The following is a 14202-nucleotide window of genomic DNA, read 5'->3' on the forward strand; positions in this document are numbered from 1 at the left end:
TTAAAAGTGATGTTACGCCCGATATGTGGCCGCCAGGCGAAACTGATTTCCTTAGGAAAATTAAAATTCGTAGGACGCGCTCAAAGAGAATGAAATACCATCTTCAAAGCTCTCAATTACTCGACCGCCTCGGCTCCACTCAACCGGCTCGTTAAGTAAATTCTTAACTTTTGCCTTTACGGTTAACGATTCGCCGATCAATTTTTCATAGTTCAAGTCAACCAGTGTGCGGCTGTTGTATACAATCGGATCGAATGCCGCGCCGCGGGATACTTGGAATATTTTGTCGTCAGCGTAATTCACTAGCAGCGTCAGTTTTTGCTCTGTGGCGAAATGGTCGAAACCTAGCTGTAAGTTAGCCAAACGAGGCGCCTGGCCTTGTAAATCACGGCCTTGTTGGTTTTCACCTTCCAAGCGCAGGTTGCTAACACCCAGTGTTACCTCGGACTCGATAAAGGTCAGGTTACCGGATAAGAACCAAAGCGAATCGGCATTTTCAAACAGAGTTTTATAGGCGTCGATTTCCACCCCTTGCAGCGTGGCTGATTCGGAGTTTCGGAAGGTAATACCATCGGTACCAGAACCGGACGCATCGGGAACGGCGCGCTCTACTGGATCGGTAATATCTTTGTAGAACAACGCCAGGGTGACATTCTCCTGATCGTTAAAATAGTATTCAAAGCGCATATCAAAGTTATCGATTGTGCTAGAAACCAAATCAGGGTTACCGAAAATGGGCTTGTCCGTTTCAGGGTCGAAGATAACGGATTCAGATCGCTCAATAATTCCTGGGTAAGAAACCGTGCTACTGAAACCTGCGCGGATTTGCAGTTCTTCTGTCACGTTGTAGTTAATCGATAACGCCGGCAACAGCTCTGAAGAATCGAGGAAGTTATTAGAGCCCGCCGCATTAGGGTAAGTGATTTCTTGGCTGAATTCTTCTTGTCGCAAACCTAAAACTACAGTCCAACTGTCACCAATCAACGTTTCCGTTGATAAGTAAACGGCTTCCATTTCCTCGTCGGAATTATAAGAGTCAGTATTCGTGGTGATGGTGGCCAAGCGAACCACATCCAGTGCGAAGTTTTGGTAGGAGAAAATCTCCTCTAAATTATCGTCTCGCATCAGAGAAACTTGGTCGCCGTTGTCACCCAACCCCAAACCGAAACGATACATTTCCCATTCACGGGATTTATCTGAGTACAAGCCGCCAACTTTAACAATGGTGGAAATTGAGTCGCTTAAAGTAAATGGGATGGAATAGTCCACAGACACATCAATGCTGTCTTCCGCCAGATCTGCCCAACGGCGCTCAAGGGAAGTAGTACTTAGGAAGCCATTAATGTAGGAATAGCCTCGACGATCTGGCTCGTAACGATTGGTTTGAGAATAGCCCATTCTCCAGTCTAGAGTGTGGCCCTCACCAATATTAAATAAGTTAGAACCGGTAAATTGCTGAGAAATAAACTCTCGCTCTACCCACTGTAATATAAAGCGGTCTTCCTGAATGCCTTCTTGATTGTTAACGGCTTCTTGAAAACGCACAGTATTATCGGTGCTGCGCAACCAAATGGATTTACTCTCAACAAGGTTAGCGTCACCGTATTCGTAACCTGCAACTAAATACCCACTCAAGTTATAACTTTCAGTACTGCGCTGGTAGTCACCTTCCAGTCCTACCGCATCGCTCAGCGTGGCATCAGCTCGGTTTTTAGTAGAGTGACTGTAATCCGCGGCAGCGTAGAAACCGAAATCACCATTAGCCAGTGCGTATCGATCACCGTACGCCAATGAAGCGCCGAAGTCCGGATCACCGGAATCACTCTTAATATTATAATCGTCTTGGAATTTGACACCCAATGCGGCGGCTTCTAATGGTGGCGTACAAATATTGGCGTCCACCGACAACTCACAAATCGTTAGGTTTTGAGCCTGATTGGTCGCACCTAATACACCGCTGGGCAGCTCGCGCAGGCCACTGTCATAGCCCCAAACGTCGGTGCTACTATCTTTATAGGTAACGTAATCTTCACCGGTGACCTCTGTGTTATAACCGCCCGATACTGACACTTTACGGACCGGCTCATCGGGGATACCGCGCGTAGTCATCCGTACGCTACCGCCGGTGGAAGTACCCAGCAGGTCGGCGCTGAAGGTTTTTTGCAGCTCCACGCCCCCTAATATATCGGAGGGGAATAAATCCAGTTGTACGTCCCTGCGCAGCGGGTCAGTACTGGGCATCAAAATGCCGTTAAGTGTGGATGAGATGTATCGGCCATCTAAGCCGCGCACAACCACAAACTTGTCGTCTGCCAGAGTAACACCCACTAGACGGGTCAAAGCGGCGGCAACGTTGGTATCACCAAAGCGTTCCAACTGGCCAATATCCAAGGCATCCACCACGCTGGTGGCAAAGCGCTCAATACCTGCGGAAGAGTCGGATGGGTTATAGGTGCCCATAATGACCACTTCTTCCATCTGTGCAGGGGCTTGCAGGGTTGGTGCCTCGATGCCACCGATGGAGGTCTCCACCGCTGCAGACCTCATTCGAGCAGAAACTACCACACCCAATTCCGCGGGCACGCGCACATCGGCAACGTCAACGACCTCAAAATCAGGGTGGGAAATCTCCACAGCGTATTCACCACGAGGCAGGGCTATCTGGTAAGCACCATTACGGTCGGTTTTAGCTGTGTATTGGCCATCCGCTACAGAAACCGTAGCGTCATAGATGGGTTCTCCACCCTGGGTGGTTACCACCCCGCCAACAAAGCCTTCGGCCAGATCACCCGGTGCGTAGGCCTTGATGGTGACACGCGGCTCGTCTGCCTCGGAGGAAAACCGAATGCTTATCTCAACGTCGTCCTGGGAATCAGCATCGAATGATACATCGCCAAGAGTCGCGCCAGAGCGCTGCAGTTGTAGCTGGTGTTGGCCGGCATCAATATTGTGCTCTGCACTGCCCAATCGGTTTGTTTTACCAACTACTTCACCGTCGATTACTACGTCCACACCCTGAAGTGGGTCGTCATCGTAGAGAACGTTGACGAAGGTATCGGCGGCCATTGCTCCTTGTGATACCAGTGCAATTGCCAATGCTAGTGAACGCGGTTTGAAAATCATATCAGCGGCCTTGAATTCTCTGTTTACCTGCCAGCAGCTGTATTCCGGGATACAACTGCACACAATACGTATTGGTGAAAGCTTGTTTTTTTACGCCAAACCTGCGCTGCAATCGACGCAGCATCTGTTGGTAGCAAGGGCCTCGGCAACGCTTCATTAGCTGCGCTGCTATAGGCTGGCCGGGTAATTGTTAACCAGATACCTGGCTATCCAACCTTGCCTAAAGCCCAAATAACTGCCTGGCGCTTATCAAAATCGACGGTAGGTTAGTTGGGTTTTATTACACTATTGTTTCAGGCGCGTATTATTTCGTAGGCAATATGGGAACTTTAGGCTACACCGCTGCAGCCCAGTAACCACGGGGCCTTCAGCGGCAATACAACGTATATCAGAGGGATTTTTTTGCGGGGCTAGAAGTTTATTTGGCGACCCAGTAAGGAAATAGGCGCCGGATTTGACCGTCGGCTAGAGATTCGGTCAATTGAATATTTCGCTCGGGGATAGCGTCTGGGTCGGCGACGCCGGCCAGCACCCTCGTTAGGCTTGCTTCTCTAATTAAATGGAAGATTGGATACGGTGAGCAATTGGTGAGGTTGCTTTGATCCTGCGGTGAACTGCCTTCAAAACAGTAACGAGGATGGAAACTGGCCACCTGAACCTGGCCAGACAAGCCACCCAAACCGATGAGCGTATCCACCACGGACAAAAACTGGTTGTAGTCCTCAAATTCGGCGAAGGCATAGGGTGTGATCAGAAGGCTCGTCTCCAGCTTTTGGACCGGCGTATGGACCAACCGCTGGAGCTCGGAGTCTATAAAGGCAGCAATATCTTGCTCAGCTTGCGCATTGCATACCTCAAACCCAATATTGCCCAGGCGCCGGGGAGCCGCCGCAAAGGGGCACAATCCCAGCCCGATGACTACGTCATCCAGCCACTGCTGTACCGCTGCCACTACAACGCTATCGTTAGGAGTGATGTCGACCACGGGCAAACCTAGGGCGCTAAACGTTCGATCTGCCAACGTTCATCCGCTCGGCGGGTATATTGAAAGCGGTCGTGTAGGCGATGGGAGCCGCCCTGCCAAAACTCAATCTCACTGGGTTTAACCCGGTAACCGCCCCAAAAATCCGGCAGCGGTATCTCACCCTTGGCAAACTTAGCCTTGATGTTTTCAAATTGGGACATCAGCAATTGCCTCGACGAGATAGGCTGGCTTTGGGCCGAGGCCCAGGCGGCCAGCTGACTTTCCTTTGGGCGAGACGCGAAATAGGCCAGCGATTGTGTCGCACTGACCTTCTCAACAACGCCACACACCTTCACCTGCCGCTCCAGAAAATGCCAAGGAAAATGTAAGCTGACCTTGTTGTTGCTGCTGATATCCTGAGCCTTGCGACTGCCGTAATTGGTGTAAAATACAAAGCCGTCGTCATCCAGTTGCTTAAGCAGTACGATGCGCTGGGACGGTTGGCCAGAGGCGTCCACGGTGGCCAGTACCATGGCAGTTGGGTCCTTCACACCGGTATCCACTATTTGGCGCAGCCAGAGATTGAATTGGTCAATTGGGTTATCGAGAAGATCTTCCTTCTTTAATTGCCCGAGATTATAGTCCCGCCGCAGGGACTGCAGATCGTCAGCCATGTGTGGTCTCGCAAGTTACGGTGTTAATTGGCGCTAGTTTAAAGCCCCGGTAGAATAAGACCAATACGCCATAGCATGATGAACCAGATTCCCCGCGCCAAATCGGATACAACTGGCGCGACCATTAAGACATCCCATTTCAAAACATGACGATGGTAAGCCAACCAGGATGCTCCAACCTCAACCGACCACACAGCCTATTATTGTCGGCGCTATCTTAGCCGGAGGCGAAAGCAGGCGCTTTAACTACCAAACCAAAGCCCTGATAGACCTTAACGGTAAGCCACTGATAGAACACTGTTTGGACCGGTTAGCCCCCCAAGGTCTTGCAACCATCGCAGTGTGCGCCAACCAAAACCCCGCGCTAACCGAATATGGCCTACCGTGCATAGAGGAATTGGATTGTGCCATTGCGGGGCCACTACGCGGCCTGTATAGCGCCCTAGAATGGGCCCATAAGGCGGCAGGCGACGCGCTACTATTGACCGTACCCTGCGATACCCCCTTACTGCCCCTAAATTTAGTCGAAGAATTAACCAATACCCTGTTGCTCACTCAGGACGACTGCGTGATAGCAAGCAGCAACGGAAGGCTACACCCAACCATTGGCCTATGGCGCACCAATCTACTGCAGCGCTTGGCTGACCATATAGCCGCCTCGCAAAAAGGCAGCCTGAAAGCGTGGCTGAGCCAGTGCAGGTTTACAGAGGTTAATTTCTGCTCAACTCAGATTGATCCGTTTGTAAATGTTAATTCTCAATCGGATTTAAATAACCTAACCCAGGCCTTAGCACCAAAATAAAGCCCAACGATTTTTTTTGCTTCCACCAAAGCTAAATTTGCTGCTCTTTTGACCAGTGATTCTTCTCACACGAACCACAAAAATGCACAAAAGAACCATAAAGGTGCATTTTAGAAGAATCTTAAATCACCATTTTAAGACACTTTATTCTTCACCACTCCATTTTGGTGCCACCCTAAACATGGGTAAATGCCTAACTCCTTTCTGGGGCAAGCATTTAAACATCTGTTTTTACTGTGTTTTTTTCTGATTTTGTGATTTTTACCAGCGTTGGCAAGGGTTTTGCGATTACAGGGCAAAGCATCAGAATTTTTAATTACAAACATAGCGTCACCAAAGGAGCCTTAGATGAGCGGTAGAAGTAATGAAACAAAAACTCTCATGGAACGACTCTCCAGTCTGCCTAAAAAACTGATCAGTACTTCCATAGCGTGCATAAGCATGTCTGTTGCAGTACCTGCGTTTGCGGAAGAGTTGGATGTTGAAAAAGAAGATTTAAAATTCGGTTTTATTAAATTAACCGACATGGCTCCTCTGGCTGTGGCCTATGAAAATGGTTACTTCGAAGACGAAGGTCTTTTTGTAACTTTGGAGGCGCAAGCTAACTGGAAAGTGTTATTGGATCGCGTCATCGATGGGCAGTTAGACGGTGCCCACATGCTGGCCGGCCAGCCCTTGGGCGCCACCATCGGCTTCGGTACTCAGGCTCACGTTGTTACTGCATTCAGCATGGATTTAAACGGTAACGGCATCACTGTATCGAATGAAATTTGGGAAGAAATGAAGCCCAATATCCCTAAGGATAAAGATGGCAAGCCTGTTCACCCCATTAAAGCAGACTACCTGAAACCTGTTGTTGAAAAATATAAAGAAGAAGGTAAGCCTTTTAAAATGGGTATGGTATTCCCGGTTTCTACTCACAATTATGAGCTGCGTTACTGGTTAGCCGCCGGTGGCATTCACCCCGGATACTACGCGCCACACAAAGGCGATACTTCTGGTACCTTGCAAGCAGACGCTTTGCTTTCTGTAACACCGCCACCACAAATGCCATCCACTCTGGAAGCCGGCACCATCTATGGCTACTGCGTGGGTGAGCCATGGAACCAACAGGCCGTATTTAAAGGCATTGGTGTTCCAGTCATTACCGATTACGAAATTTGGAAAGACAACCCAGAAAAAGTATTTGGTGTTTCTTCCAAGTGGGCCGAAGAAAATCCAAATACCCACCTAGCTGTGGTTAAAGCGATGATCCGTGCGGCCAAATGGTTGGACGAAAACGACAACGCCAACCGCCCAGCGGCCGTTAAGATTTTGTCTCAGCCGAACTACGTGGGCGCCGACTACGACGTAATCGCCAACTCTATGACCGGTACTTTTGAATACGAAAAAGGCGACAAGCGTGATGTTCCTGATTTCAACGTATTCTTCCGTTACTACGCGACCTACCCGTTCTACTCCGATGCCATTTGGTACTTAACTCAAATGCGTCGCTGGGGCCAAATCGCCGAGCCCAAACCAGACAGCTGGTACATGGAGATCGCCAAAAAGGTGTACAAACCAGAGATCTACATGCAGGCCGCTGAAATGTTAATCGAAGAAGGCAAAATGGATAAGAAAGACTTCCCATTTGGCACCGACGGTTACCGCGAGCCACAGACTCACTTTATCGACAACATTACTTACGACGGCCACAAGCCTAATGACTACCTCAAGCAATTTGAGATTGGCCTGAAAGGCGACACCGTACTGTAACACGCCGGGACGGGCCAGCCTGCTGTCCCGTCCCCTTAACGAAGCTTTAGCAACGAAACTTTAGCAACAAAATTTTGTAGCAACACACTTATTCATTACCTAAATAGGTATCCAACTATGTTAAATCGCAGTGTTCGATTTTTTGAGTTAACGGGGTTAGTTTGGTTAATACCTATTGCCAACCTGCTCGCAGGTAAAAACCCAAAACAGCAGCTTACCAACCTAGCCACGTCTGTGGGCGTGCCTATGATCGCCTTCCTGATCTTCCTACTGATGTGGAGCGTTGCTGCACAAAACGTAAAGACAAGTTTGGGTAACCTGCCTGGCCCGGTGCAAACCTGGGAACAATTTCAAGGCCTGGTGGTAGAGCATAATGCTGCGCGAGAAAGAGAAGCGTCTTTCTACCAACGCCAGGATGAACGCAATGCGAAACGCGTTGCTGAAGGCAAAGAAGCTAGAGCCATCCGCCCCTACACTGGCGCACCCACCTTCTTTGACCAAATCCTTACCAGCTTATACACCGTATTTGTTGGTTTTATCATAGCCTCGTTAATCGCTATCCCCGTTGGCATTGTCTGTGGTTTGAATAACACTATTTACGCAGGTCTAAACCCTCTAATCCAAATTTTTAGGCCTGTGTCTCCGCTGGCCTGGCTGCCTATCGTCACCATGGTGGTCAGTGCGCTGTATGTTTCCGACGACCCACTGTTTGCAAAATCGTTTGTTATTTCTGCCTTTACCGTAACGCTTTGTTCTCTGTGGCCGACGCTGATCAACACCACCGTAGGCGTTGCTACTATGGATAAAGACCTAATTAACGTCTGCCGCGTGCTGCGTCTTAACTGGATTACCAAAATTTTCAAAGTGGTGATCCCCGCTGCACTGCCTATGATTTTTACCGGTTTACGTCTGTCCCTTGGTGTGGGCTGGATGGTACTGATCGCCGCAGAGATGCTGGCGCAAAACCCTGGCCTAGGAAAGTTCGTTTGGGATGAGTTCCAAAACGGTAGCTCAAACTCACTTGGCCGAATACTAGTGGCTGTGTTTGTCATCGGCATCATCGGTTTTATTCTCGACCGCATTATGCTGACGCTACAAAAAGCCGTTTCGCACGACAAAACACAAGAAATCCGCTAATTAGGCCAACATATTTAAGGAGCTAATCATGTCCGCACATTATTTAGATATTTCGGGCGTTTCCATAGAATTTCCTACTCCCAACGGCCCTTTTAAAGCGTTGGATAACGTCAACTTAAAAATAGCACAAGGCGAGTTTATTTCGTTAATTGGCCACTCCGGCTGTGGTAAGTCCACGGTGTTGAACATTGTAGCCGGCCTGTATAACGCCACCCAAGGCGGCGTTATTTTACAGGGCAAAGAGGTGTTACAACCTGGGCCAGACCGTGCCGTTGTGTTCCAAAACCACTCGCTGTTTCCGTGGCTTTCCTGTTACGACAATGTGCGTTTAGCGGTAGACAAATGCATGAAAAACAAAAGCAAGGCCGAACGCCACGAGTGGACCGAACACAATTTAGAGCTGGTTCATATGGGCCACGCCATGCACAAACGTCCTGCCGAAATCTCTGGCGGCATGAAGCAGCGCGTGGGCATTGCTCGTGCGCTGTCCATGCAACCCAAAGTACTGTTGATGGACGAACCCTTCGGTGCGCTGGACGCCCTCACCCGCGCCCACATGCAAGATTCACTCATGGAAATTCAGACTGAACTAAACAACACGGTGATTATGATCACCCACGATGTTGACGAAGCTGTACTGCTGTCCGACCGCATCGTTATGATGACCAACGGCCCAGCGGCAACCATTGGCGAAATTTTAAAGGTTGACCTAGAGCGTCCGCGCGAGCGTTTATCACTGGCAGATGATCCAACCTACAACCATTACCGCGCGGATGTCTTGAAATTCCTACACGAAAGACACGCCAAAAAAGATGTGCCCGATACAAAAAAACTGAGGGCGGTTGAAACCGAGGATACCCCAGATTCAGCCGCAGACAGCAACGCAGCGGCGTAGTTTTTCCTGTTTGTAGTGAAATATCCGCTCAGTGTTTGCAGTAACTGAGTTGCGGAACAACCCATAATAAAAGTAGCTCCATACACGCTTGGGGGAGCAAAAATCTGCACGAGAACAAGCACACTTTTAGGTTTTTATTTTTTCTTGGAGATTTAAATAAATGAAAAAATTCAATCAATCGCTGTTAGCAATGTCTGTCGCTCTTTCTGCCACAGGGTTTGCATCGGTTAGCAGTGCGGAAGATTTTTTAACCGAAATGCTTGCCGACGCTAAAGTCTACGGCGATCTTAACTTACGTTACGAGACCGTAGACGACGACAACGCAATAGACGACGGACGCGCCCTCACCTTGCGTACTCGCCTAGGCATCAATACCGGCAGCGTGGGTAGTTTTTCTGCCACCGTAGAATTTGAAGACAGCCGTCCAATTTTAGGCGTTGACGAATACTCTGTACCGCCCACAGGCTACAACGTTGGCGAATACGGCGTTGTTGCAGACCCACAAACCACCGAACTGGACCAAGCGTTTGTTCAGTACAAAAAAGACGGTGTTATGGCTAAAGTAGGCCGTCAGGTTATCGCATTGGATGGCCACCGTTTTATCGGCCACGTTGGCTGGCGACAAGACCGCCAGACATTTGATGCGGCTTCCGTTACCTTTACCCCTAGCGAAGATCTGAGCATTTTTGCCGCCTACATTGGCCAACGCAACCGTATTTTCGCAGAAGATGCCGATATCAACTCAAAAGACGTATTATTGAATGTTGGCTACAATACTGGCGCGGGCAAATTAACCGGCTACTACTACGGCCTAGAAGTAGATGATAGCGGCGCTACCTTGGACACCATGGGCTTAAGCTTCAGCGGTAAAGCAGGTGACGCCGATGGCGTAACCTTCCTATACGCCGCCGAGTTTGCCACCCAAGAATCTGACAACGGCGCTGCCGACTTTGAAGCTGACTACCTAATGTTAGAGGGCGGCTTAACTGTCTCTGGTGTCACTGCTAAACTGGGCTACGAGGTGCTGGGTTCGGATGACGGCAACTATGGTTTCTCTACGCCGCTGGCAACCTTACACAAATTCAACGGCTGGGCCGATAAATTCCTAGGTACCCCTGCCGTTGGTTTGGTAGACACCTACGTAACTCTTGGCGGCAAGGTAGGCCCAGGTAAACTGACCGCCACCTACCATATGTTTGACGCCGACGATGCCTCGGAAACCTTGGATGAATTAGGTACTGAAATTGACGTGGCCTACGCCAGCAAGTTTGGTAAAGGTTATACCGCCGCCGTTAAAGCAGCGTTTTACAGTGCCGATGACTTTAGCGTTGACTCTACTCGCTTGTGGGTATGGGTAAGCAAGTCCTTCTAATTTAGGGGCTTTAATCACCGACTAAAAAACCGCGAGTCACATCGCGGTTTTTTGTATTTACTATTCGATTTGTGCGCGTAAAAACGGCTAGCAAAACTGCGCCCATATTCTACCCTTTGATCGTTGCTCTGTTCTATCTATTCACTTTTGCCTTTTTACCTGGCCTTTTCACGCTCCACTTCCCCCCCCTTTTCCAATTCTCTTTTATCCAGAGTTCACTCACCAAGGATAAACGCTTTAGTCGATAACGTTGCCGTGTATGCGCCGATAACGCCACAGGCTGGCAGCAATAAACCAGATAACGATGCTGTACACTAAAACCTTTTGCAGTCGCTGTGTCGGTAACCACCCTACAGGATAAAAAGTGACGGCCACGTAGGCCAAAACCAACAGCATAATCATCAACCCCCATAGGATAGGCAACTGCCTGATATGGGCTCGGTACACAAGCGTAAAGCACAAGGTGGCTAAGAAAATACCCGATAACCAGGCGGCCACGGCCCAATAATGAGCATCAAAGTAAATGGTATACGGGGTAAAGCCCACGGCGATAACTCCCAGCGCTGAGACTAGTCCAGCGCCAACACAACCCCAAACACTTATGGATTTACAACCGCCCGCCAACATTGAGCTGTAAAAGGTAAGCATACTGGCCGCCATGGCTACCAAGCTAATGGCAAACAAACCGGGCGCTATGGGGTTGTCAAACCCTGCTGCAGTGGTGGGCAAGCCCAGATCGCTAAAATAATTGTAAGAAAATAGATAGCCATCAGCGTTCGGGAAAGCTTCAGCGCCCCCGGGGTAGACCAGCATGGCCAACCCTGATAAGACAACAAAACACAATTGGCAGGCAATGACTGCTATACAAACACCTTTTGACACTGCCAGCGGCTCCCTAAGTGTAAAAGGCCCATGTTAGCTTGGAATAGTCACCGGCACTACTGATCAACAGCGAGAGGGTGGCCCCTGGGCCGTCGCCGTGGCTCAGCTTACCTTGGAGGATACGAAGGTGATTGGCTATTGCCTTGGTGTCACCGCAGCGTTCATCCACGCTGATGGGCCAATGGGCCGATCACGCATCACCTAGACATTAGCCAATAGACCCTCCCACGGCCACGACGCCCTTCAGAGCCCGCACCCCTGATAACAGGAGGATAACGAGTGTCAACGGGTTGTGCGGGATTAACACCGTATTAGCAACACTATGTAACCAAAACTTAACCTCAAAACCAACGCCTTGGTAGGGTGCTATGCGTTTAAATGTGCTGACTGGGATTGTCGTCGCTGTGTGTTTACTGGTCTTTATTTGGGCCAATAACCACGATACGGCGTCGATTCCGCTCTTAGTCTTCGTCTTGGGTGCGTTGGGCTCGGTCATTAGAGAACAAGTAGCAGCATTGGCACTAATAAAAGAACAACCCTATTCAAAGCCCGAGCTACTCTACGCAGCGCCCTTTATCGGCGGGTTATTGGCGCTGCTGTTTATGCTGTTTTTGATGTCGGGATTACTGGGCGGATCGCTGTTTCCGAACTTTCTCATCAGCGATACCGCCTTCGAATCGGCGAGACATTCCCTACGCTCAGGCATCAGCCTGGCCAGCAATTTGGATTTCTACAAAATGATCGCCTGGTCTATCGTGGTCGGTTATTCAGAGAAGATCGTCGTCAGCCGGCTGGACCAGATTGCTAATTCTCGTCCGCAAGCCTAAATGCCACACATCCGAGACGGGTTTTACAAATTCTGGGATTGAAACCCCATCACCACTTCACCAATTCGGTAACGACTGGCAAAATGCGTAAGATCCACATTCACATCAAACTGCTCCGCCAGGGTATGAATGATCTCGCAATAATCTACCGAGTTAATCCCTATATCCACCAAACACAGATTATCAATCAGCGCATCGTTGGCTGTGGGCCTCTCTGGTACGGGGCCAGAAGTACCCTCAGAAGAGTTGACAGCACGGATATATTCGCGAGCGAATTCTGATGTTTCTGCCAAAGCGACAAGCAGAGATGACCGGATAACGTTCTGTTGTAACATGCTTTGCTCCAAACGAAATGGGGAGGTGGGGACGCAGCAACGAGGTAAGCATTAGCAATGCACGGCGATACTGCGGACTATAGTAACGGCAGGCTAACTCACAGATAGCGACACACATCACGCAAAAACAATCCCTGACAGAGCTGAACGGAATGCCTACCTCAACTACGACGACATTTTAGCGCATTTTTCATCATGTCCGTATCCAGGCCTAACGAGGAATCGTCAGTTTTACTGTCGTACCGCCGATATCGTTGTCCTTGATCGCTAAACGCCCAGCATGCATAGAAGCAATTTTATTAACAATGGCCAAGCCCAACCCGTAACCACTGGTTTCACTACTTTGAGTGTTGTCCATACGATAAAACGGTTGCAGTACTTTTTCGCGATATTCCTTGGGTATGGCACTGCCGTCGTCAGACACCATAATATACACGTTATTTTCATCGCCAGTTACGGTAATCCACACGAGTGACTTACCATACTTTTGCCCATTGGATATTAAGTTTACCAAGGCTCGTTCAATGCTCTTCTTCTCACCGTAAAAATCAACATCCCCCACGCAATCGAAACTTATTTTCAGCTCCGGTTTGAGCGGGCGTAAACGCAGACAGATCTCCTGCAATAGAGTGTAAGGCGAGATTAAAGACCGCTTCAATTCTGCCGATTGATAACAAAATTTAGAATAGGCCATAAACTCTGTCACCAATTGTTCGAGTTGCTCTGTATCTCTTTCCATCTCGCACAATTGGGCGTGTAATTGCTGCGGATTTCTTTCTTTTTTGGCTATATCCAGAGCCAAAAATAAGCGTGTAATCGGCGTGCGAAACTCATGGGATGCTGAACTCGTGAGTAACTCTTGCTCGGTGATAAGCCGAGTGATGGTGCGAGTCGCTCTATTAATTGACACTGCCAACCGGTCCAGGGGCTGCGGCAAATCCTCGGCGACCTCGCGCCCCAAATCCCCTTTGGCGATAGCGTGGGCCGCTCTGACCATTGTGTTGGTGTGCTTAATCATTGGCCAGGCAACGAAAAATACCGCTACCCCAATACCCAACACTAAAAATACCAACAAGAACACAAAATACAGAGCATCGCTGCTAATATCGGCAAGCGGTTTATAGGTAACGAAAAGATTAATGCAACGGCTAGGGTAAACGAAACTAACAATCCGTTTTCCAAATGGGCTAAGTTGTGTGGTTATGGATCGGCCGTTACGGTTTAACTCGGCTTGCTGGGCGGTTGATAAAAATGATCTTTCTACGAGCTGAATTTTATAGCCGTAATTCACCTTGAACGATGCCAATATTTCGGGCATTTCGTCAGGGTTAGACTCGCACAATTGCGGCTGCAACAAACCGTGCACCGCTTTTACCGCAGACACTTGGCTTTGCGCTACTGTTTTATTGACTTCACCAAAAAAAAGTACTCCAGCT

The 14202-nt window shown here is 49.1% G+C and carries 12 protein-coding genes; 6 read left to right on the forward strand and 6 right to left on the reverse strand.

What is annotated here, in order from left to right; translation table 11 throughout:
* Positions 1-60 precede the first annotated feature (60 nt).
* The 3 genes from ACGHM3_RS16350 to pdxH all read right to left on the reverse strand — a co-directional run bounded on the left by ACGHM3_RS16350 (position 61) and on the right by pdxH (position 4761).
* Positions 61-3123: a TonB-dependent receptor domain-containing protein gene (locus ACGHM3_RS16350; protein WP_345425102.1), complete on the reverse strand. Its 3063-nt coding sequence runs from the start codon at positions 3121-3123 to the stop codon at positions 61-63.
* A 418-nt stretch (positions 3124-3541) separates the two neighbouring features.
* Positions 3542-4144 (reverse strand): DUF1415 domain-containing protein, encoded by a 603-nt coding sequence (locus tag ACGHM3_RS16355; protein ID WP_345425105.1) that lies wholly within the window; start codon positions 4142-4144, stop codon positions 3542-3544.
* Positions 4117-4761 (reverse strand): pyridoxamine 5'-phosphate oxidase, encoded by a 645-nt coding sequence (gene pdxH, locus ACGHM3_RS16360; protein ID WP_345425108.1) that lies wholly within the window; start codon positions 4759-4761, stop codon positions 4117-4119. Before pdxH ends, ACGHM3_RS16355 begins: the two co-directional genes overlap by 28 nt.
* A gap of 169 nt (positions 4762-4930) precedes the next feature.
* On the opposite strand from pdxH, the gene mobA reads away from it, so the two are divergent.
* The 5 genes from mobA (at position 4931) to ACGHM3_RS16385 (ending at position 10722) form a co-directional block, all read left to right on the forward strand.
* On the forward strand, positions 4931-5563 hold the full coding sequence (mobA, locus tag ACGHM3_RS16365) for a molybdenum cofactor guanylyltransferase MobA (RefSeq protein WP_345425111.1): 633 nt from the start codon (positions 4931-4933) through the stop codon (positions 5561-5563).
* A gap of 441 nt (positions 5564-6004) precedes the next feature.
* The gene (locus tag ACGHM3_RS16370; protein WP_390518260.1) at positions 6005-7318 is read left to right on the forward strand and encodes a CmpA/NrtA family ABC transporter substrate-binding protein; all 1314 of its coding nucleotides are present in this window, start codon (positions 6005-6007) and stop codon (positions 7316-7318) included.
* Positions 7319-7435: 117 nt separating this feature from the next.
* A complete protein-coding gene (locus tag ACGHM3_RS16375; RefSeq protein WP_345425117.1) occupies positions 7436-8455 on the forward strand; it encodes an ABC transporter permease in 1020 nt (339 codons plus the stop codon).
* Between the two features lie 28 nt (positions 8456-8483).
* Complete coding sequence (locus ACGHM3_RS16380; RefSeq protein WP_345425120.1) at positions 8484-9350, forward strand: ABC transporter ATP-binding protein; 867 nt, start codon at positions 8484-8486, stop codon at positions 9348-9350.
* A 160-nt stretch (positions 9351-9510) separates the two neighbouring features.
* Positions 9511-10722, forward strand: a complete 1212-nt coding sequence (locus tag ACGHM3_RS16385) for an alginate export family protein (protein ID WP_345425123.1) — start codon at positions 9511-9513, stop codon at positions 10720-10722.
* Between the two features lie 237 nt (positions 10723-10959).
* On the opposite strand, the gene ACGHM3_RS16390 is transcribed toward ACGHM3_RS16385, so the two are convergent.
* Positions 10960-11604, reverse strand: coding sequence for a hypothetical protein (locus tag ACGHM3_RS16390; RefSeq protein WP_345425126.1), 645 nt, complete (start codon positions 11602-11604; stop codon positions 10960-10962).
* 368 nt (positions 11605-11972) lie between these two features.
* Here ACGHM3_RS16390 and ACGHM3_RS16395 point away from each other — a divergent pair, with 368 nt between their 5' ends.
* Positions 11973-12431 carry a hypothetical protein gene (locus ACGHM3_RS16395; protein WP_345425129.1) on the forward strand — a complete coding sequence of 153 codons (459 nt, stop codon included), beginning with the start codon at positions 11973-11975 and terminating at the stop codon, positions 12429-12431.
* A gap of 23 nt (positions 12432-12454) precedes the next feature.
* Here ACGHM3_RS16395 and ACGHM3_RS16400 read toward each other — a convergent pair whose 3' ends face one another.
* Positions 12455-12766, reverse strand: coding sequence for a hypothetical protein (locus ACGHM3_RS16400; protein WP_345425132.1), 312 nt, complete (start codon positions 12764-12766; stop codon positions 12455-12457).
* A 211-nt stretch (positions 12767-12977) separates the two neighbouring features.
* Positions 12978-14150, reverse strand: coding sequence for a HAMP domain-containing sensor histidine kinase (locus ACGHM3_RS16405; RefSeq protein ID WP_345425135.1), 1173 nt, complete (start codon positions 14148-14150; stop codon positions 12978-12980).
* Positions 14151-14202 lie beyond the last annotated feature (52 nt).

This window comes from Halioxenophilus aromaticivorans (genome assembly GCF_042850945.1).
Lineage (GTDB): Bacteria > Pseudomonadota > Gammaproteobacteria > Pseudomonadales > Cellvibrionaceae > Halioxenophilus > Halioxenophilus aromaticivorans.

Excerpts from the sequence above, each read along its gene's own strand:
- ACGHM3_RS16395 (WP_345425129.1), top strand. The coding sequence starts at position 11,973 with ATGCGTTTAAATGTGCTGACTGGGATTGTCGTCGCTGTGTGTTTACTG.
- ACGHM3_RS16350 (WP_345425102.1), bottom strand. The coding sequence starts at position 3,123 with ATGATTTTCAAACCGCGTTCACTAGCATTGGCAATTGCACTGGTATCA.
- pdxH (WP_345425108.1), bottom strand. The coding sequence starts at position 4,761 with ATGGCTGACGATCTGCAGTCCCTGCGGCGGGACTATAATCTCGGGCAA.
- ACGHM3_RS16370 (WP_390518260.1), top strand. The coding sequence starts at position 6,005 with ATGTCTGTTGCAGTACCTGCGTTTGCGGAAGAGTTGGATGTTGAAAAA.
- ACGHM3_RS16400 (WP_345425132.1), bottom strand. The coding sequence starts at position 12,766 with ATGTTACAACAGAACGTTATCCGGTCATCTCTGCTTGTCGCTTTGGCA.
- ACGHM3_RS16385 (WP_345425123.1), top strand. The coding sequence starts at position 9,511 with ATGAAAAAATTCAATCAATCGCTGTTAGCAATGTCTGTCGCTCTTTCT.
- ACGHM3_RS16380 (WP_345425120.1), top strand. The coding sequence starts at position 8,484 with ATGTCCGCACATTATTTAGATATTTCGGGCGTTTCCATAGAATTTCCT.
- mobA (WP_345425111.1), top strand. The coding sequence starts at position 4,931 with ATGCTCCAACCTCAACCGACCACACAGCCTATTATTGTCGGCGCTATC.
- ACGHM3_RS16375 (WP_345425117.1), top strand. The coding sequence starts at position 7,436 with ATGTTAAATCGCAGTGTTCGATTTTTTGAGTTAACGGGGTTAGTTTGG.